General features: G+C 44.2%; 13 protein-coding genes. 10 read left to right on the top strand and 3 right to left on the bottom strand.

The window, feature by feature from the left end; all coding sequences use genetic code 11:
- The first annotated feature begins 56 nt into the window (after positions 1–56).
- From FN809_RS02260 to FN809_RS02220, 9 genes are all read left to right on the top strand, one after another.
- Positions 57–1,154 (top strand): efflux RND transporter periplasmic adaptor subunit, encoded by a 1,098-nt coding sequence (locus FN809_RS02260; protein ID WP_142531843.1) that lies wholly within the window; start codon positions 57–59, stop codon positions 1,152–1,154.
- 226 nt (positions 1,155–1,380) lie between these two features.
- Positions 1,381–4,473, top strand: a complete 3,093-nt coding sequence (locus FN809_RS02255; protein ID WP_142531842.1) for an efflux RND transporter permease subunit — start codon at positions 1,381–1,383, stop codon at positions 4,471–4,473.
- A gap of 285 nt (positions 4,474–4,758) precedes the next feature.
- Positions 4,759–5,370, top strand: a complete 612-nt coding sequence (locus tag FN809_RS02250; RefSeq protein WP_142531841.1) for a TetR/AcrR family transcriptional regulator — start codon at positions 4,759–4,761, stop codon at positions 5,368–5,370.
- A gap of 29 nt (positions 5,371–5,399) precedes the next feature.
- On the top strand, positions 5,400–6,632 hold the full coding sequence (locus FN809_RS02245; protein ID WP_185957407.1) for a TolC family protein: 1,233 nt from the start codon (positions 5,400–5,402) through the stop codon (positions 6,630–6,632).
- Positions 6,633–7,024: 392 nt separating this feature from the next.
- Positions 7,025–7,906, top strand: coding sequence for an HlyD family secretion protein (locus FN809_RS02240; RefSeq protein WP_142531839.1), 882 nt, complete (start codon positions 7,025–7,027; stop codon positions 7,904–7,906).
- Positions 7,907–8,115: 209 nt separating this feature from the next.
- Positions 8,116–9,036, top strand: coding sequence for an ABC transporter ATP-binding protein (locus tag FN809_RS02235; RefSeq protein WP_142531838.1), 921 nt, complete (start codon positions 8,116–8,118; stop codon positions 9,034–9,036).
- On the top strand, positions 9,033–9,770 hold the full coding sequence (locus FN809_RS02230; RefSeq protein WP_142531837.1) for an ABC transporter ATP-binding protein: 738 nt from the start codon (positions 9,033–9,035) through the stop codon (positions 9,768–9,770). The genes FN809_RS02235 and FN809_RS02230 overlap by 4 nt, the downstream gene beginning before the upstream one ends.
- Positions 9,760–10,905, top strand: a complete 1,146-nt coding sequence (locus tag FN809_RS02225; RefSeq protein ID WP_142531836.1) for an ABC transporter permease — start codon at positions 9,760–9,762, stop codon at positions 10,903–10,905. The genes FN809_RS02230 and FN809_RS02225 overlap by 11 nt, the downstream gene beginning before the upstream one ends.
- Positions 10,905–12,026: an ABC transporter permease gene (locus FN809_RS02220; RefSeq protein WP_142531835.1), complete on the top strand. Its 1,122-nt coding sequence runs from the start codon at positions 10,905–10,907 to the stop codon at positions 12,024–12,026. The genes FN809_RS02225 and FN809_RS02220 overlap by 1 nt, the downstream gene beginning before the upstream one ends.
- Before the next feature lie 634 nt (positions 12,027–12,660).
- Here FN809_RS02220 and FN809_RS02215 read toward each other — a convergent pair.
- The 3 genes from FN809_RS02215 to FN809_RS02205 all read right to left on the bottom strand — a co-directional run bounded on the left by FN809_RS02215 (position 12,661) and on the right by FN809_RS02205 (position 16,895).
- Positions 12,661–14,886, bottom strand: coding sequence for an NADP-dependent isocitrate dehydrogenase (locus tag FN809_RS02215; RefSeq protein WP_142531834.1), 2,226 nt, complete (start codon positions 14,884–14,886; stop codon positions 12,661–12,663).
- Between the two features lie 264 nt (positions 14,887–15,150).
- Positions 15,151–15,594, bottom strand: a complete 444-nt coding sequence (locus FN809_RS02210) for a hypothetical protein (protein WP_142531833.1) — start codon at positions 15,592–15,594, stop codon at positions 15,151–15,153.
- A 194-nt stretch (positions 15,595–15,788) separates the two neighbouring features.
- Positions 15,789–16,895 carry a DNA polymerase III subunit gamma/tau gene (locus FN809_RS02205; RefSeq protein WP_142531832.1) on the bottom strand — a complete coding sequence of 369 codons (1,107 nt, stop codon included), beginning with the start codon at positions 16,893–16,895 and terminating at the stop codon, positions 15,789–15,791.
- A gap of 362 nt (positions 16,896–17,257) precedes the next feature.
- On the opposite strand from FN809_RS02205, the gene folP reads away from it, so the two are divergent.
- A complete protein-coding gene (gene folP / locus FN809_RS02200; RefSeq protein WP_142531831.1) occupies positions 17,258–18,124 on the top strand; it encodes a dihydropteroate synthase in 867 nt (288 codons plus the stop codon).
- The last annotated feature ends 171 nt before the right edge of the window (positions 18,125–18,295 follow it).

The following is an 18,295-nucleotide window of genomic DNA, read 5'->3' as shown; positions in this document are numbered from 1 at the left end:
TGTCGGCTGAAAGTATTATCTAACAGTCTAATGTCTAACAATCTATTATCTAACATATGAAAAAAAATAGCTCATTTCCACATTCCCTCTATACACTTTTGCTGGCCGCAATTTTTTTGTCGGGATGCGGCAGCAAGGACAAGCAGGAGGATGAACAACTTAAACCGGTAAAATATGCCAGGGTCGAAATGACCGGGGGCATTCAGGAACGTACTTTTATTGGAGTATCGCAATCGGGCTCTGAGGCAAAACTCAGCTTTAGGACAAGCGGCCTTATACTTGCCATGGGCGTGAGGGCTGGCGACGAAGTAAAAAAAGGGCAGCTCATCGCGAGTATCGACGCTAAGGATACGCAAATTGCCTACGAGCAAGCCAGGGCGGGTTTGGATAATGCCAGGATACAATTGCAGACCGCCGCCTCGGGCCTGGAGCGGGCCAAACAGCTTTACGCCACCAGCAATGCCTCGCTAAGCGATTACGAACAGGCCAAAGGCGCATTTTCGAGTGCCCGTTCCAATTTTCAAACAGCTCAAAAGACCCTGGATCTGCAAGGGGCTCAACTCCGATACACCCGTATTATTGCACCTGCCAACGGCATTGTAACAGCGGTAAATGCTGAAGTGAACGAGTTTGTGCAGGCCGGAACCCCCGTTGTGGTCATTAGTTCGCGTATTGATGATATTGAAATTAACGTGGGGGTGCCCGAGGTGTATATTGCACAAATAGTACAGGGCGAAAGCGTTTCGGTAACTTTTAGATCCATACAAAATAAATCGTTTGAGGGCATCATCTCCGAAGTGGGGTATTCCATCGGCGAATCGCTTACCTATCCCGTTGTGGTTAAACTCTCCAATCCTTCGGACGATATTCGGCCGGGTATGCCGGCCAATGTAACTTTTAGTTTTGGCGATAAAACCAACAAAACTTTACTCACGGTTCCTTTTAAGGCCGTATCAGAGGATTTTCAGGGAAACTTTGTGTTTGTGCTCAAGGCAGAGGGCGACCATTACGTGGCCAAAAAAACCATCGTTGAAACAGGTGCTCTTTTTTCGGGCGGTTTCCATGCCCTATCCGGACTCAACGAAGGCGACGTGGTAGCCGTTGCCGGCGTAAACTCCCTGTACGACGGGCGTAAGGTGATGTTGCTAAAGTAGATAAGTTTATAGTTGATTAAGGATTAGCGAGGCGTTTCGGGAACGGTTTTGTATAGGAAAGCTGCAAATCAGAACCGTTCTGTAATGGCTTGCCAGAAATTAAAGAAACGGTTCTGATTCTAAAAACAGCCATACAGAACCGTTCCTTCCCGGGCGTTTTACCGTTTAACCGTCAATAGCCGGACGGGCTGATTAATGATAACCGATTACTGATAACCGATACAGGATGAACATTACAGGTGTAGCCATAAAAAAAAACAGGATAACCTATACGCTTCTTTTTTTAATTATCGCTCTGGGCATTGCGAGTTACAACGACTTGCCGCGCAACAGCATGCCGCCCTATACGGTGCGGGTGGCTACTGTGGTTACGGCATTTCCGGGAGCCAGTCCGGAGCGGATAGAGATGCTGATCAGCGATAAGATTGAAAAGGTGGCGCAGGAGATTCCCGAGGTGGATTACATTGCCAGCGAATCGCGTACCGGCCTCTCCGTGGTTTCGGTATCGCTTAAAGAAAGTACCCCTGCCAGGGACCTGCAGCCTATATGGGATCGTTTGCGACGAAAAATTGAAACCATCAGGGGCGATTTTCCCGCAGGCATTCACGGCCCCACGGTTAACGATGAGGATCTCGGGGTGGTCTATGGCATCCAACTGGGCCTTAGCAACGATGGCTTCGAGTACACCGAACTGAAGGATTACGCCGAAAGCTTACGCGACACCCTCATAAAGCTCGAAAACTCGGCCAAGGTAGAAATTGTTGGTGTGCAGGAGAAGCCCGTTTTCATCCGGTTCGACAATGCCAGGCTTGCCCAGCTGGGCCTGACCAGCAGCCAGCTACGCAACATTATTTCATCAACCAATATTATTATACCTGCCGGAGAAGTAAATTATGAGGACGAACGCCTGATACTGGAGCCATCGGGTAGTTTTGAGTCCGTTGAGGACATACGGAAAATGCTTATACCCATAGGCAATAAGGGCGGAACAGTTATGCTGGGGGATATCACGGAAGTGGAGCGGGCTTATGCTTCTCCACGTCAATCCATGGTTAAGATTAATGGCTCGGAGGCGCTGGTTTTGTCTATCTCGTTAAAGGACGGTGCCAATATCGTAGATTTGGGCAGTGATGTAAACGAAGCTGTGCGGCAGTTCAGCCGGAACCTGCCGGTGGGCTTAGAGATTACGCGCATAGCATCGCAAGATGTGGATGTGCAAAATAGTATCAGCGACTTTATGAGCAACGTAACGCAAAGTATTGTTATCGTGCTGCTTGTAATGCTTCTTTTCCTTGGTCTGCGCACGGGCCTTGTGGTGGCTTCTCTCATCCCCTTTGCCATTGTTCTAACCTTGCTTATGATGAACCAGTTTGGTGTGGGCCTCAACCAGGTTTCCCTGGCCGCTTTGATTATGGCGCTAGGTATGTTGGTTGACAATGCCATTGTGATGGCCGAATCGATGATAGTAAAGATGGAGAAAGGGGAAAAGGCCGTTGATGCGGCATTGGCCTCCAGCAAGGAGCTGATGATTCCCTTGCTCATATCTTCGTTGACCACCGCCGCCGCTTTCCTTTCGTTCTTCCTGGCCGCCTCTGTCATGGGCGAAATAATGGGGCAACTTTTCTCGGTCATCACCCTGGCCCTGCTATCTTCGTGGATCATGACCCTCACAATCATACCTCTATTGGCGGTGGCATTTATTCGCATAAAAAAGAAAAAACAAGAGAAGTCGTCCATTTTCGATCGGCTTAACAGGCATTATAACGGGCTGTTGACCTTCTCGTTAAAGCGGCCATCGTTAATACTGATTACTACAGGTGTCTTGTTGATCCTCTCCCTGGTGGGATTTACTTTTTTACCTTTTGTTTTTATGCCCGACAGCGAGCGTAACCTCATTACCCTGGATTTGAACCTGCCCCTGGGGACGCACATCAAAACCACCGAAAGTAAAATTGCACAGATAGAAGATTTCCTGCGCGACAGCCTACTGGTAGGCGAGGAGGGCGCTAAAGGCGTTACGGGCTGGTCGTCGTTCATCGGTAAAGGCCCAAAATCCTACGACCTGGGTTATTTTCCCGGCGAGGCCAATTCGGGTTACGCCCACATGCTCATCAACACCACATCGGGCGATGATAACGAAATGGTTATTGCCGCACTTGAGCGTTACAGTTTTTTTAACTTGCCCAATGCCGAGGTAGTAGTGAAAAAATTAGGTTCGGGCGGTGGTGCAGCTACACCCATTGAAGTTCGACTATCGGGCAGCAGCCCCGGCGAACTTTTTAGGATTGCTTCCGAAGTGAAAGATTTTTTACATCAAATACCCCAGTCAAGTAATGTGTCGGACAGTTGGGGACCAAAAATAAAAAAGTTTTTTATAGAAATAGACCAGGCGCGCCTTAGCCAGTCGGGGCTCACCAATCAGGATATTGCCGTGTCGCTCAATACGGTGCTGACGGGTTACCATGTGGGCGAATTCCGCCTGGAAGACAGCACCATACCCATTATCATGCGTGCCGAAGGAGGCGAGGAGATGGATTATCTGCAAATTGAAAGCCTGAATATTTTTGGGCAGAACAGCGGTAAAAATGTTCCGTTGGCACAGGTGGCCACTATCGTTCCGCAGTGGGAGTTTGCCAAGATACTCCGTCGCGACCTCACCCGCACCCTTACCGTCACCTCGCAACTGGCGCAAGGGGCAACGGCAACCGAGGTAATGGCAAAACTCAGACCTTTTATGAAAAAGGAGAGCGAAAGCTGGAAGATGGGCTATACCTATGCGTATGGTGGCGAATCGGAAGGAAGCGCAAAAGCCATGAGTGCCGTAGCCGACAAACTGCCCCTGTCTATGTTTATCATTTTATTTTTGCTGGTGTTGCAATTTAACTCCATGCGCAAAACATTTATCGTCGTCAGCACCATTCCCCTGGGTTTCATAGGTGTGGTGGGTGGCCTGCTTATCACCGGAGCCACCATGAGTTTTACCGGATTTCTGGGTATCATATCTCTTGCCGGCATCGTCATCAACAATGCCATTGTATTAATCGACCGAATACAAATGGAAATAGAAGAGCTAAAACGCCAACCCTATGAAGCCATCGTTACGGCGGCCAATGAGCGTTTCCGACCCATACTGCTCACCACCTTTACCACTTCGCTGGGATTGATCCCGTTATGGCTGGGGGGAGGCGATATGTGGAAGCCCATGGCCATAGGCATTATTTTTGGTTTACTGTTTGCCACCGTTATCACCCTGGTGTTTGTACCGCTTATGTATAAATTGATGTTTAAGGTGAGGCAGCCGATGAAAAATGCTGAATAACTGCTTGTTATGCTCGGTAATTCCCTGTCAGAAAACAAAGATTGCTGCAATAGGACGGTAAAGGAGGGTTTTGGGAGAATACTTTAATAATTACCAAATGTTCAATGTGTACCGATGGAAGATGGTGATGGTATCTATGGCCAGACATTTCTTTAGTACAAAATTAAAATAGCGGTGGCTTAAGCGATATCCTGTACCCTATGTAGCATTAGTGAGTTGCTTCTTGCAATAACGAGATAATTCATTATATTTGTTAACCATATGGTTAAACCAAATAGTTGAACAATGCCGATAAAAGTGAAAGATAAAGATGTAGAAGGCCGGATTTTGATAGCTGCCAAAAAAGTGTTTCAGAGCAAGGGGATGGAGGGGGCACGGATGCAGGAAATAGCCGATGAGGCCGGCATCAATAAGGCTATGTTACATTATTATTACCGCAGCAAGCAGCAGCTTTTTGAGGCCGTTTTTACCCAATTATTTACCTTGCTGACTCTTCAGCTAAACAAGGCCTTGAACGATGATTCATCATTGGAGGAAAAAATTAGGAATTTTACCTCCAACTATATTTCATTTATTGCCGACCATCCGTATTTGCCCAATTTTATTATCCAGGAGATTAACCGAAGTCCCGATTTTATTTTAAAGTTTCGCAGCTTTTTCCCCGACCTTAAGAAATTTAAAGCCCAACTTGAAGATGTAATTCCTGATGAAAAGATAAAATCCTTCACGGTGGAGAAATTATTTGTCAATGTTCTGTCGTTGAATGTTTTTCCGTTTTTGGCAAAGCCATTGTTAAAAGCTTTTCTACATATCGACGAAAATGACTTTCAGCAACTCATGGAGCAACGTAAAGCGGAAGTGGCAGAAATTATCATCAACTCGATAAAATACAAATGATGAAACAGGCTTTTTTACTGATAATAATAATGTGGAATTTAGGAGCTTTTGCTCAGGAACCGCTTAGCTTGGAAGCGTGTTACATCCTGGCCGAAAAGGCATATCCCCTGTCGCGGCAAAGTGCTTTGCTCGGGGAAAAATCAGATTACGAACAATCGGAAATTAGAAAGACTGCTTTGCCCCAGCTAAGCTTGAACGGCAGTGCCACCTGGCAGTCGGAGGTGATTAAAATCCCCTTGGAAATGCCCGGTACAAATATTAACCCTCCCAACAAGGATCAATATCGGGCAACCGTAGATGTAGAGCAACTTATTTATAACGGCAACAGTATTGCCAAGCGCGCTGCCCTGAAAGAGGCCGAACTAAAAGCCGAGCAGCAACAGGTAGAAGTCACATTGTACGGACTTAAAAATCGGGTAAACCAATATTTTTTCAATGCCTTGTTGCTTCAGGAACAAAGCGATATGCTGGAGGCTAAGCAAAAGCAATTGGAAGCCCGATTGGGTGAGTTAGCCTCTGCCGTGAAATTTGGGACGGTATTGCCATCGGAAAAAAATGTTTTACATGCCGAGTTTTTAATGGTTCACCAGGAAAAAATCCGGGTAAAAAAGGACAAGGAAACCGCTTTAAACCAACTTTCGGCCCTGATATCTGCGGAAATTGATTCGGCCGTAAGGTTATTAAAACCGGACATATCTATTATACAGGCTAAGGGTTTGCAACGTCCCGAATTGAGGTTTTACGACTTGAAAAGTGAAGAACTTACCCAACGTCAGAAATTGATGGGCGTCGAGAATTATCCCAGGCTTTTGGGATTTGCACAAGCCGGTTATGGTAATCCCGGACTGAATATGCTGAACAATAATTTTGAAGATTTTTATATTGTGGGTGCCCGGCTAAGGTGGCGCTTTTTTGACTGGGGTAGAACCAGGGATAAGAAACAAGCCCTGGAAATTGCGAAGGAAATAATGACCACGGAAAAAGAAACCTTTGTACTGAACAACAACACGGCACTGCAACTGGCCATGAACGAAATAGATAAATACCGCACCCTTTTGCAAGCCGACCGGAAAATTGTGGCGCTAAGGCAATCCATTGTATCCAGCAGCCAATCACAACTAAAGAACGGGGTCATTACCGCTTCGGAATTTCTTACGGAATTTAACAAATTATACAGTGCCCGCATAAATCAGAAATTACACCAGCTGCAGTTGGAGCTCGCCAAGGCTAATTACAGGATAGTACAGGGATATAAGGAATAATAGGAGATACATTAGTTTTGAAACATATGAAATGGGCTGAAAGTCGGACTTATAATGCCAAATAAGAGTTGAACCCCTTCGGGGTTCTGTTCTATTGTGTGAATGTACCACGGGTTTCACCCGTGGCTATTTACATTGAACTATTTCATAGTTCCTTTACAATATATGCTAATAAAATCCTGAAAGGATTTAATATGAATAACCACGGGTAAAACCCGTGGTATGTGAAAGTAATAAATAGAACCCTAACGGGGTTCAACTGTTGATGCTAATTTCAAAAACATGAAACACCCATGATTATGGGGAAATAAACACAAAAAAGGATTTTTAAAAGAAAAAACTCGGTGTCTCCGTGTCCCTGTGTTCATAGTCTATTACCTAATTTCAAAAATATGAAACGACCCACATTAATTTTTATCATTTTGATTGCCGCTTTATTCACAGGCTGCAAGCAAGAACCTACGGCCGATGCATACGGGAATTTTGAGGCCACCGAGATAACAGTTTCGGCAAAAGCCCGGGGCGAAATAAAGTATTTAAACCTGGAGGAAGGCAGCCTTTTGCAAGAGAAAACCGTGGTGGGACTCATAGACACCATGACTTTATATTTGAATAAGATGCAACTTATGGCGCAAAAAGAGGTGGTGCGGTCGAAATCCGGGAATGTATGGTCGCAGATGGCGGTGCTACAATCGCAGTTAAAAACGGCCGAATCGGAACTGGACAGGGTGCAAAATATGTTCGATGAGGAGGCAGCCACCAGCCGACAGCTCGATCGGGCCACGAGCGAAGTGGAGGTGCTGCAGAAAAAGATGGATAACGTGAAATCGCAAAATGCACCCATAATGAATGAGGTGCTTAGTATAGAAGCCCGGATAGCACAAATAGCGCATCAGATTGACGAAAGCAAAATCACCAATCCCATAAAGGGCACCGTACTAAACCAATATGCCGAGTCCGGAGAGATAAGCGCTTTTGGCAAACCCCTGTATAAAATTGCCAACCTGGAACAAATGACCCTGCGGGTGTACATTAACCAAACGCAGCTGTCGCAAATTGAAATAGGCGAAAAGGTGAACGTAAGTATAGACTTTGGAAAGGATACAAAAAGCTATGAGGGAAAGATAAGCTGGATTTCGTCTGCGGCCGAATTTACCCCCAAAATAATACAGACCAAGGAGGAGCGAGTGAACCTGGTGTACGCCATGGACATCAAAGTAAAAAACGACGGTAGTCTGAAAATAGGTATGCCCGGGGAGGTTTATTTTAAATAGGGTGAAGGGCACGGAGCTTAAATTCAGTAGATTTATTAACCCCCATCCCTACTACTGCGTAGTAGTACTTCCCCCTCCCTCCCAAAAATGGGAGAGGGAAGAGCTGCCTCCAAGTTAAAATTGCTACAAAATCTTGTCAATCTCTATTATGAAAGGACAAACTGTTTACCGAATACCGATCACTGAATACTGATCACTGAATAATAATTATGGGCATAAAAATACAACATATCAGCAAGTCGTACGAAGCGGTGCAAGCAGTGCGCGATATTACCTTTGAGGTTAAACCCGGCGAGCTGTTTGGTTTGATTGGCCCCGATGGCGCGGGTAAAACTACCCTGTTCCGTATTCTCACTACCCTGCTTTTTGCCGATGAAGGAACGGCAAGTGTAGCCGGTAGGGATGTGGTGAAAGATTACCGCGACATACGCAAGGCCGTGGGCTATATGCCGGGGCGGTTTTCGCTGTATCAGGATTTGAGCGTAGAGGAGAACCTGGATTTTTTTGCTACAATTTTTGGCACTACGGTGGCGGAGAATTACGATTTGATAAAAGACATTTATATTCAAATAGAGCCTTTTAAAAAGCGACGTGCCGGGGATCTTTCAGGGGGCATGAAACAAAAATTGGCGCTCTCCTGCGCTCTGATTCACAAACCCGAAGTGCTTTTCTTAGATGAACCCACCACCGGTGTGGATCCTGTTTCGCGCAAAGAATTTTGGGACATGCTCAAACGCCTCAACGATAGAGGTATTACGGTATTGGTATCTACGCCTTACATGGACGAGGCTGCACTGTGCGACAGGATAGCTTTGATACAGGATGGCGAAATCCTTGGGGTGGATACACCTGAAAATATTGTTGCGAAGCATAAAGACCCGCTGTACAAGGTAGCTGCCCAAAACATCTATCAGCTCATTGGCGATTTAAAAGGTTTTAAAGGAAATAAGAGCGTGTATGCTTTTGGCGAATTCATTCATTATACCCATTCCAGCCCTATTTTTTCGGAAAAAAGATTACGGGAATACCTGGAAGAAAAAGGGCACGAGGAGATAAAAATAGCACAAACCGAGGCCGGGATTGAGGATGTATTTATGGCGCTGTCGGAACAAAAGGAGGCAGAAGAATGAGAGAGATAGAAAAAGCAATCGTAGTAAAAGAACTCACTAAAAAATTCGGGAGTTTTACCGCGGTGGACCGCATTAGTTTCGAGACCGGGAAAGGGGAAATATTCGGTTTCCTGGGAGCCAACGGGGCCGGCAAGACCACCGCCATGAAAATGCTGATAGGCATATCAAAGCCCACCTCCGGCAAGGCCAGCGTAAACGGTTTCGACGTGAATACACAAGCCGAGAAAGTAAAAAAGACCATCGGCTATATGAGTCAAAAATTTTCGATGTACAACGACCTCAATATCATGGAAAACATCACCTTTTTTGGGGGAATTTATGGTTTGTCGCGAAAGGAGATTAAGGAAAGGGGAGAGGCGGTAATAGAAAAACTTGGTCTGCAAGGGGTGGCCAAAAAGCAGGTGGGTTCGCTGCCGCAGGGATGGAAACAAAAGCTGGCCTTTTCGGTGGCCTTGTTGCACGAGCCCAAAGTGGTTTTTCTGGATGAACCCACAGGTGGTGTGGATCCCATCACCCGGCGGCAGTTTTGGGAGATGATTTATGCCGAGGCCAATAAAGGAACCACCATTTTTGTAACCACCCATTATATGGACGAAGCGGAATATTGCGATCGCGTATCCATTATGGTGGAGGGAAGGATTGAAGCCCTGGACTCTCCAAAAAATTTAAAGAAGCAATTTGATACGTCCTCCATGGACGGGGTATTCCAAAAACTGGCACGAAATGTTGAATAATTTTAAAATAAAATTCTCCGGCACAAACTTTAAACGGTTTAAGGGATTCGTGAAAAAAGAAGCTTATCATATATTCAGGGACAAACGCTCTATGTTTATCCTGTTTGGTATGCCCATTGCCCAAATCCTGCTTTTTGGTTTTGCCATTACCAACGAAATCAAAAATGTAAACATGGGCATCCTGGATAAATCCAAAGATCCGGAAACCATCCATATCATAAACAGAATAAGTGCTTCGCCCTATTTCGATATAAAAAATATCGTAAGCAGCGAGCAGCAAATAGAATCTATTTTTAAAAAGGGCGAAGTGAAGGCTGTGTTGGTATTTGAAAAAGATTTCGCAAAAAATCTACAATCCATGAATCGGACCCATGTGCAGATCATCAGCGATGCCACCGACCCCAATATGGCCAACACCATCACCAATTACGTCCAGTCCATTTTGCAGGATTATCAACGCGAAATTAATCAGGGCGCAACGGCCACTGTGCCGATAGAAGTGCGTTCGCGGATGTTTTTTAACCCGGAACTGAAAGGCGTTTTCAACTTCCTCCCCGGCGTAATGACGGTAATCCTCATGCTGGTGTCGGCCATGATGACCTCCATCTCCATAGCCCGCGAAAAGGAGCAGGGCACTATGGAAGTGCTATTGGTTTCGCCTTTAAAACCCTTTCAGGTTATTATTGGCAAGGTGTTCCCCTATATATTTTTATCCATTATCAACGCCATCGTTATATTATTGTTGGGTTTTATTGTATTTGGGATGCCTGTGCAGGGCAGTTATTTTTTGCTGGCCCTGGAAACCGTTTTGTTTATCCTTTGTGCCCTATCGCTGGGTATTTTTATATCCACTATTTCTAAAACGCAGCAAGCCGCCATGATGATTTCGCTTATGGGGTTGATGCTCCCCATCATTCTTTTAAGTGATTTTATTTTTCCCATTGCCAGCATGCCCTGGCCGTTGCAGGCCATCAGTAATATAATTCCGGCCAAATGGTTTAACCTGATTTTAAAAGGGGTGATGATTAAAGGTGTGGGGCTTGAGTTCCTTTGGAAAGAGACGCTTATCCTGTTGGGGATGACCGTGTTTTTTATCGTTTTAAGTATCAAAAAATATAAAATCCGCTTAGAATAATGAAGACGATAGGCTACATCATACAAAAGGAATTTAGGCAGATTTTTAGGAACAGGGCCATGCTGCCCATTATCTTCATCATGCCTATTATGCAATTGCTCATTCTTTCCAATGCGGCAACCTTCGATATCAAGAATATCCGGCTATCCTACGTGGATCACGACAGAACTTCCACTTCCAGGGCACTGATCAAGGCCTTTGATGCTTCCGATTACTTTAAAGTGCTCAGCAGGGAGCCTTCGCACGCTAAAGCTTATGAGGACATGGAGGAAGGGTATGTGGATGTGATACTGGAAATCCCCTCCGATTTTGAAAAAGAACTGAGCCTGGGGAAAGGTAGCATGCTGGGGGTTTATATAGATGCCATCGATGGCGCAAAGGCGGGCATCGAAAACGTTTATGTAAACCAGGTGGTGCAAGGTTTCAGTAAACAGGTGCAATTGGAATTTTTAACCACCGACCGGCAACCTTCCAATTCTGCCAATGTAATGAGCGTGCCCGCATTTTGGTACAACAAGGAATTGGATTATAAAACTTTTATGGTGCCCGGTATATTGGTGCTGTTGGTCACTATGATCACACTTTTTCTCTCGGCAATGAACATTGTGCGCGAAAAAGAGACGGGCACCCTGGAACAGATAAACGTAACGCCCATCAAAAAGCACCAGTTCATCATCGGTAAACTGTTTCCTTTTTGGGTGTTGGGTCTGGTGCTGTTAACTGTTGGGCTTATCCTCGCCAAACTGGTATTTCAGGTGCCCATAGTGGGCAGCGTGGCTTTGTTATATCTTTTTACCGCCATTTATTTGCTGTTGATATTGGGCATGGGCTTGTTGTTTTCCAATTATACCGACAGCCAACAGCAAGCCATGTTTATCGCCTGGTTCTTCGTGGTGATATTTATATTGCTCAGCGGTCTTTTTACGCCTATCGAAAGTATGCCGGGTTGGGCACAAAAAATCACTTATCTAAACCCGATCCGTTATTTTGTAGAAATTATCCGTATGGTGATGCTAAAAGGCTCCGGTTTTTGGGATATTGCAAGGCAGTTGTCAATTATTGCCGGCTATGCCTTTGTATTAAATGTTATAACGGTTTGGGGCTATAAAAAAATCCGGTGACGGGATACAACAACTGGGTTCTTATGCGTACTCAGGGGCAAATGATTCTCAGTCGTATGCGTAATGATCCGGTTGTTTTCAAAATTCGTTCCTCCCTGTTCCTTGTTGCCCTGATAGTCTTTGCCATTTTTGGGTAGACTGCCTGCGTGCAGTTATCTATATCCGAGTTATTACTTTATAATGTCACTTATTTGTTTTGGACAGTTTTATCCCGGACTATCCTACTAAAGGTGTTTTGCCATGGCTCATCCCAATACATTTACAATGTATGGCTAAATTTCTCAAAAAACGCATCCCTATAAACGCCGCCTATGCTTATCTCATAATTCCCAATAAAAACATCATTGTTGCTGAACGTAGATGAATTCCTGAGCGATTATGGCATTCGCTCCCATGAAAGGAATCCTTATATTTTCAACTGGAATGGGGAAGCGTAGACAGTAAATAGGTGCCGGGCGAAAGTGTTAGTACCTATACTCTTAATAAACCAATTAAGGCGCATAATTTAATAATAGTTAAACTTTTTATTTGCCCAAAACTGGAAGAATTCTACATAAACTAAAAAAAGGCATACTGCGTGCAGTATGCCTTTTTAGTATCAAATCGATTTATCCTTATATATTAACTATCCCTTTTATACAGAGCCCAGCATTTTATTAAACACTTCGCTTGGGCGCATGGCTTTGGCTGCCATCTCATCGTTGGGCTGGTAATAGCCTCCAATGTTCACCGGGCTGCCTTGTATTTCAATAAGGTCTTTCAGGATTCTTGCTTCGTTATCTTTTAGCTTCAGCACCATTTTAGCAAACTTACGTTGCAAACCTATATCTTCGGTTTGTTCGGCTATGGCCTTTGCCCAATAAAGTGCCAGATAAAAATGACTGGTACGGTTATCGGGTTCGTTCACCTTACGCGAGGGCGATTTATCTTCTGCTAAAAATTTACTGTTGGCCTGATCTAATGCCTTGGCAAGAATAAGTGCCTTTGTATTACCCGTTTTAGTACCTAAATCTTCGAGCGAAACAGCCAAGGCCAAAAACTCGCCCAGCGAATCCCAGCGCAAATGGCCTTCTTCCAGAAATTGTTGCACATGCTTGGGTGCAGAACCACCCGCACCGGTTTCGTACAGTCCACCACCTGCAAGCAAAGGAACGATGGAAAGCATTTTAGCGCTGGTACCCAGTTCTAATATCGGGAACAAATCGGTGAGGTAATCACGCAAAACGTTTCCGGTAACGGAGATAGTATCTTCGCCGGCCTTAACTCGTTTTAAGGTATATTGCATTGCTTCAACCGGGTTCAGTATCTTAATCTCCAAACCAGCGGTGTCGTGCTGTGGCAAATAGGTTTTCACCTTATTGATGATGTTAATATCATGAGCCCTGTTTTCATCTAACCAAAAAACAGTGGGCTTACCGGTTGCCCTGGCTCTGCTAACGGCCAGTTTAACCCAGTCTTTAATCGCGATGTCTTTGGTTTGGCACATGCGCCAAATATCGCCTTCTTCCACAGTGTGCTCAAAAATCACTTTATCTTCCGTGTTGCTCACCCGTACCGTACCATCGGCCGGTATTTGAAATGTTTTATCGTGCGATCCGTACTCCTCGGCTTTTTTGGCCATCAAACCCACATTAGATACATTGCCCATGGTGCTTACATCAAAAGCACCATGCTCTTTACAAAAGGTAAATACCTCCTGATAAATACCCGCATAACAGCGGTCGGGCACCATGGCCTTGGTATCTTTGAGTTGACCATCGGGTCCCCACATTTGTCCTGAGCTACGCAGGGCGGCCGGCAATGAAGCATCGATGATGATATCGCTGGGTACGTGCAAGTTGGTAATTCCCTTGTCGGAGTTTACCATAGCCAATTCCGGGCGACTTTTATACACCGCCTGGATGGCTGCCTCAATTTCTTCTTTTTTATCCTTGGGTAAGCTGGTTATTTTAGCATAAACATCGCCTAGCCCATTGGTGGCATCTACCCCCAGCTCCCTGAACAGATCGGCATATTTTTCAAACACTTCTTTATAATATACGCTAACGGCATGTCCAAACATAATAGGATCCGATACCTTCATCATGGTGGCTTTGAGGTGTAAGGAGAGGAGTACATCCTCTTTTTTCGCCGCATCTATCTCTCTGGCATAAAAGGCCTGCAATGCTTTTTTGCTCATCACAGCAGCATCAATTACTTCGCCCTCAAGCAGCGGTGTATCGGCCTTTAAAACAAGTACATCTCCATTACTTTTGATCAGTTCAATTTTTACCGAAGTATCTTTTGATGCTACATAGGATTTTTCGGAGCCATAAAAATCACCTTCGTTCATATGGGCTACGTGCGATTGAGAATCGGAGCGCCAGGCACCCATTGAGTGCGGATTGTTTTTGGCGTATTGCTTAACGGCCTTTGCCACTCTACGGTCGGAGTTGCCCTCACGCAATACCGGATTCACCGCACTACCTAATACCTTGGCGTACCTGTCTTTGATAAGCTTTTCGGCTTCGTTTTTTGGCTCCATAGGATAATCGGGAATATTGTAACCATGTTTCTGAAGCTCTTGAATGGCCGCAGTTAATTGAGGTATGGAAGCACTTATGTTGGGTAGTTTAATAATGTTGGCTTCGGGTTGTAGCGTAAGTTCGCCCAGGAGTTGCAGGGTATCGGGCTGTTTTTGTTCCTGGGTCAAATTTTCGGGAAAGTTGGCTATAATCCTGCCTGCCAAAGAAATATCCATGAGTTCGACTTCTACACCTGCCGCATTAGTAAAGGTTTTAATAATGGGTAACAATGAATAAGTGGCCAAAGCCGGGGCTTCGTCAGTTTTGGTGTAGATAATCTTTGATGTTTTTGTCATATTATATTAATTATGAGATGAATAGATCATTAGATTAAATAAGGGTTATCAGGCGTGCGCGTTTCGCTTCTTTTGATGTAAGAAGCTGCTCGCCTGATTAAATTACAACGGAGGGGATTTGACTGTATTTATTTTAGTATTACTCCCATTCATTTTGATTTTATTATACAATGTAATTTGCGTTTTACGCTTTATGACTAATGTCTGTACATATGAAAGAACTATTGCCTAAACAATCATCTATCAAACTGGTTCAAACATCCTTTATTCAATATCCAGATCAAATTTTTTTGTAAGCAACAGAAGAGCCGGGTTTTTTTGGGCCATCAACTTGGCTTTTTCGCTTGCTGTAAATGCTCTTGTTGTTTTTTGTCCGTCTGTAACCACCAGCGTTTCCAGCTCTAAATCGGCATTTTTAAGCTCCCGCCGTAAAAACGGAAATATACTTGACTTTTGCTCTTGCAGCTCGTTGTCTTGTGTTTTGTTTTTAAGCCGCACATGCACAAGGGTTCCCGAATGCAACTGGGGCGGATGGTTGTTTAAGATGCTGGATAAACGTGGATTTTTTTTCTCCACTTTTTTGGCATAAAGCAACCAGGCTTTTTTTAGTTCTTGCTCATCTACCGGATCTTTCCATTCGGCATCCACCTCAATTGCAGTACCTTTATCTTGTTTGTTATCCGGATACGATGTTTTTTTATCTGACAATAGATTTTCTCCTCCGTTTAAAACCGCCTTGAGCGAAATGGTTTTTAACGGTTTCTTTGGGGCTCCGCCATTTTTTTTAATATTACTTTTAGCTGCGGGATTAGCAGGTCTGGTTTGATCTGCTGGCGAAGCACCGGTTGAACTTACTTTTTTATCACTCCCTCCGGAACCGCTTTGTTGCTTCGCCTTTTTGGCTACTTTTTTCTTTGCTCGTCCAATACACGCGCCAGCTTTAGCAGGGCAAACTCAACATGTAATCGCTTGTTTTTGGCCATGCGGTATTGCAGGTCGCAGTCGTTGGTTATTTGCAGCGCGTCTAATAAAAAATCCATGCTGCTTTTTTGTGCTTGCGAAGCATATTTTTCTTTTGCCTTAACACCTACATCCATCAGCTGTACTGTAGCTGTATCCTTGCAAACCAACAAATCGCGCAGGTGCGAACTCAATCCGGAGATGAAATGATGGGCATCAAAACCTCTTTTTAATATCTCATCGAATATAAGCAGGCTTTGTGTAGTATCTTCTGCTAAAAAAGCATCTACCAAATTAAAATAATAATCGTAATCTAATACATTCAGGTTATCAATTATCTGTTGGTAGGTAATGCGTTTACCCGAGAAAGCTACGATCTGATCGAAGATAGAAAGGGCGTCGCGCATGGCACCGTCCGCCTTTTGGGCGATAACAGAAAGTCCTTCTTCCTCCACTTCAATGTTTTCGCTTTTGGCTACATATTTCAGATGTTCTACCGCATCTTCAATTGTGATACGGTTGAAATCGTAAATTTGGCAACGCGACAAAATGGTAGGGAGTATCTTGTGCTTTTCAGTAGTGGCCAAAATAAAAATGGCATGCTTCGGTGGCTCTTCCAGTGTTTTTAAAAAAGCGTTAAACGCCGAAGCCGATAACATGTGCACCTCATCGATAATGTAAACACTGTATGTGCCAATCTGCGGCGGAACACGCACCTTATCAATGAGGCTTCGAATATCTTCAACGGAGTTGTTGGAGGCTCCATCCAGCTCATGAATATTGTACGAGCGGTTTTCGGCAAATGAATTGCACGACTCGCATTGGTTGCATGCTTCAAAGTCATCCGTAATGTTGGAGCAGTTGATTGTTTTGGCAAAGATACGCGCACAAGTGGTTTTACCTACGCCGCGCGGACCGCAAAACAAATAGGCATGTGCCAACTGACTGCCTTTGACAGCATTTTTTAAAGTGGTGGTGATGTGTTGTTGACCCACTACCGAAACAAAGGTAGAGGGTCGGTATTTTCGTGCTGAAACAATATATTCCATGGCTGTTTTTTTTGCTTATCCGCAAATATAAACTTTATACACGAAATAGGGATGATTTTAAAAATTCATTTATCAACACTCCATCTTCTGTTGCTTTTTAGCCGATCAAATAGTCGTAATCATTGCAAGCTATTTAGCGTATTAGGCAGAAGCGCTGAAAGAGCCTTTGGTTTCTTATACAAGACAAATAGCGTCCGCCCTAACATTAAGAATGATACACGTGGGATTATCTGATGTAGCTTGTGAGTTAAATCAAGAGGCTAAAATTTTAAGGACAATAGGGAAAAAAATATAAAAAACGCCTATCTATGCCTTTCATTGAGGGTTTTAGATTATTTTTACGTATTCAATTAAAACTACACATGAAAACAGCCCTTAATTATCTGAAAATACCCACTATTATGAATTGTAATGGGAAATTGATTGACCTCTCAAAACCCAGGGTGATGGGAATACTCAATATTACTCCTGATTCGTTTTACGATGGAGGTAAATACAATACGGGCACAACTATTTTAAACAGGGTGAGGCAAATGCATGCCGAAGGGGCAGATATTATAGATATTGGTGCCTATTCGTCGCGACCCGGTGCACAGCATATTACTGCGGAAAAAGAATGGGATAGGTTAGCCGAGGTGTTGGAGTTGCTTAGAAAAGAAAAGCCGGATATGCTGATATCAGTAGACACCTTTCGCGCGGAAATAGCAAAGCGGGCGGTACAGGAATATGAGGTGGATATAATTAATGATATTTCGGCAGGGGAGATGGACAGGCAGATGTTTGCTACCATGGCAGAGCTTAACGTGCCCTACATTATAATGCATATGAAAGGTACCCCCCAAAGTATGCAGCAAAACCCGGTTTATAAAAAGGATGTGGTATTTGAAGTGATGGATTTTTTAGCCGAAAAAAAAAGACAACTGAGCCTGATGGGGGTGCACGATGTAATTATAGATCCGGGTTTTGGTTTTGGGAAAACCCTGGAGCACAATTATGCGCTTATGAATCGCCTGAACCAATTGAAAATATTGGAACTGCCCATGCTGGTAGGTGTTTCGCGAAAATCGATGATATATAAGTTGTTGGGTGGCTCGCCACAAGAGGCTTTAAATGGAACAACTGCCCTGAATATGATGGCTTTGCAACAAGGTGCAAATATTTTACGAGTACACGATGTAAAAGAAGCCGGAGAATGTGTGCGTATCTTTAATGCGGTTTCAGTACTTTAAATGGAGGCTGGAGAGTTGAATAAAGGAAAATAAATTGACTAACTTTGAATAAAATATAGTTATGATACAAATGCCTATAAGCATAGTAAAAAAATATGATTTAGGAAGAGTAGCTTCAGGGCTTACAGCAGCACTTCTGAATAGGACTAGGGTCGACTTTTTATTACATTT

The organism is Saccharicrinis carchari, assembly GCF_900182605.1.
Classification (GTDB): Bacteria; Bacteroidota; Bacteroidia; order Bacteroidales; family Marinilabiliaceae; genus Saccharicrinis; species Saccharicrinis carchari.
Note: the sequence above shows the minus strand (reverse complement) of the source record. Positions and strands in the feature narration are given on the sequence as shown.

Bases quoted from the DNA above. Each gene is read 5' to 3' on its own strand.
- FN809_RS02235 (WP_142531838.1), top strand. From the start codon at position 8,116: ATGGGCATAAAAATACAACATATCAGCAAGTCGTACGAAGCGGTGCAA.
- FN809_RS02225 (WP_142531836.1), top strand. From the start codon at position 9,760: ATGTTGAATAATTTTAAAATAAAATTCTCCGGCACAAACTTTAAACGG.
- folP (WP_142531831.1), top strand. From the start codon at position 17,258: ATGAAAACAGCCCTTAATTATCTGAAAATACCCACTATTATGAATTGT.
- FN809_RS02205 (WP_142531832.1), bottom strand. From the start codon at position 16,895: ATGGAATATATTGTTTCAGCACGAAAATACCGACCCTCTACCTTTGTT.
- FN809_RS02240 (WP_142531839.1), top strand. From the start codon at position 7,025: ATGAAACGACCCACATTAATTTTTATCATTTTGATTGCCGCTTTATTC.
- FN809_RS02215 (WP_142531834.1), bottom strand. From the start codon at position 14,886: ATGACAAAAACATCAAAGATTATCTACACCAAAACTGACGAAGCCCCG.
- FN809_RS02260 (WP_142531843.1), top strand. From the start codon at position 57: ATGAAAAAAAATAGCTCATTTCCACATTCCCTCTATACACTTTTGCTG.
- FN809_RS02245 (WP_185957407.1), top strand. From the start codon at position 5,400: ATGTGGAATTTAGGAGCTTTTGCTCAGGAACCGCTTAGCTTGGAAGCG.
- FN809_RS02230 (WP_142531837.1), top strand. From the start codon at position 9,033: ATGAGAGAGATAGAAAAAGCAATCGTAGTAAAAGAACTCACTAAAAAA.
- FN809_RS02220 (WP_142531835.1), top strand. From the start codon at position 10,905: ATGAAGACGATAGGCTACATCATACAAAAGGAATTTAGGCAGATTTTT.
- FN809_RS02250 (WP_142531841.1), top strand. From the start codon at position 4,759: ATGCCGATAAAAGTGAAAGATAAAGATGTAGAAGGCCGGATTTTGATA.
- FN809_RS02255 (WP_142531842.1), top strand. From the start codon at position 1,381: ATGAACATTACAGGTGTAGCCATAAAAAAAAACAGGATAACCTATACG.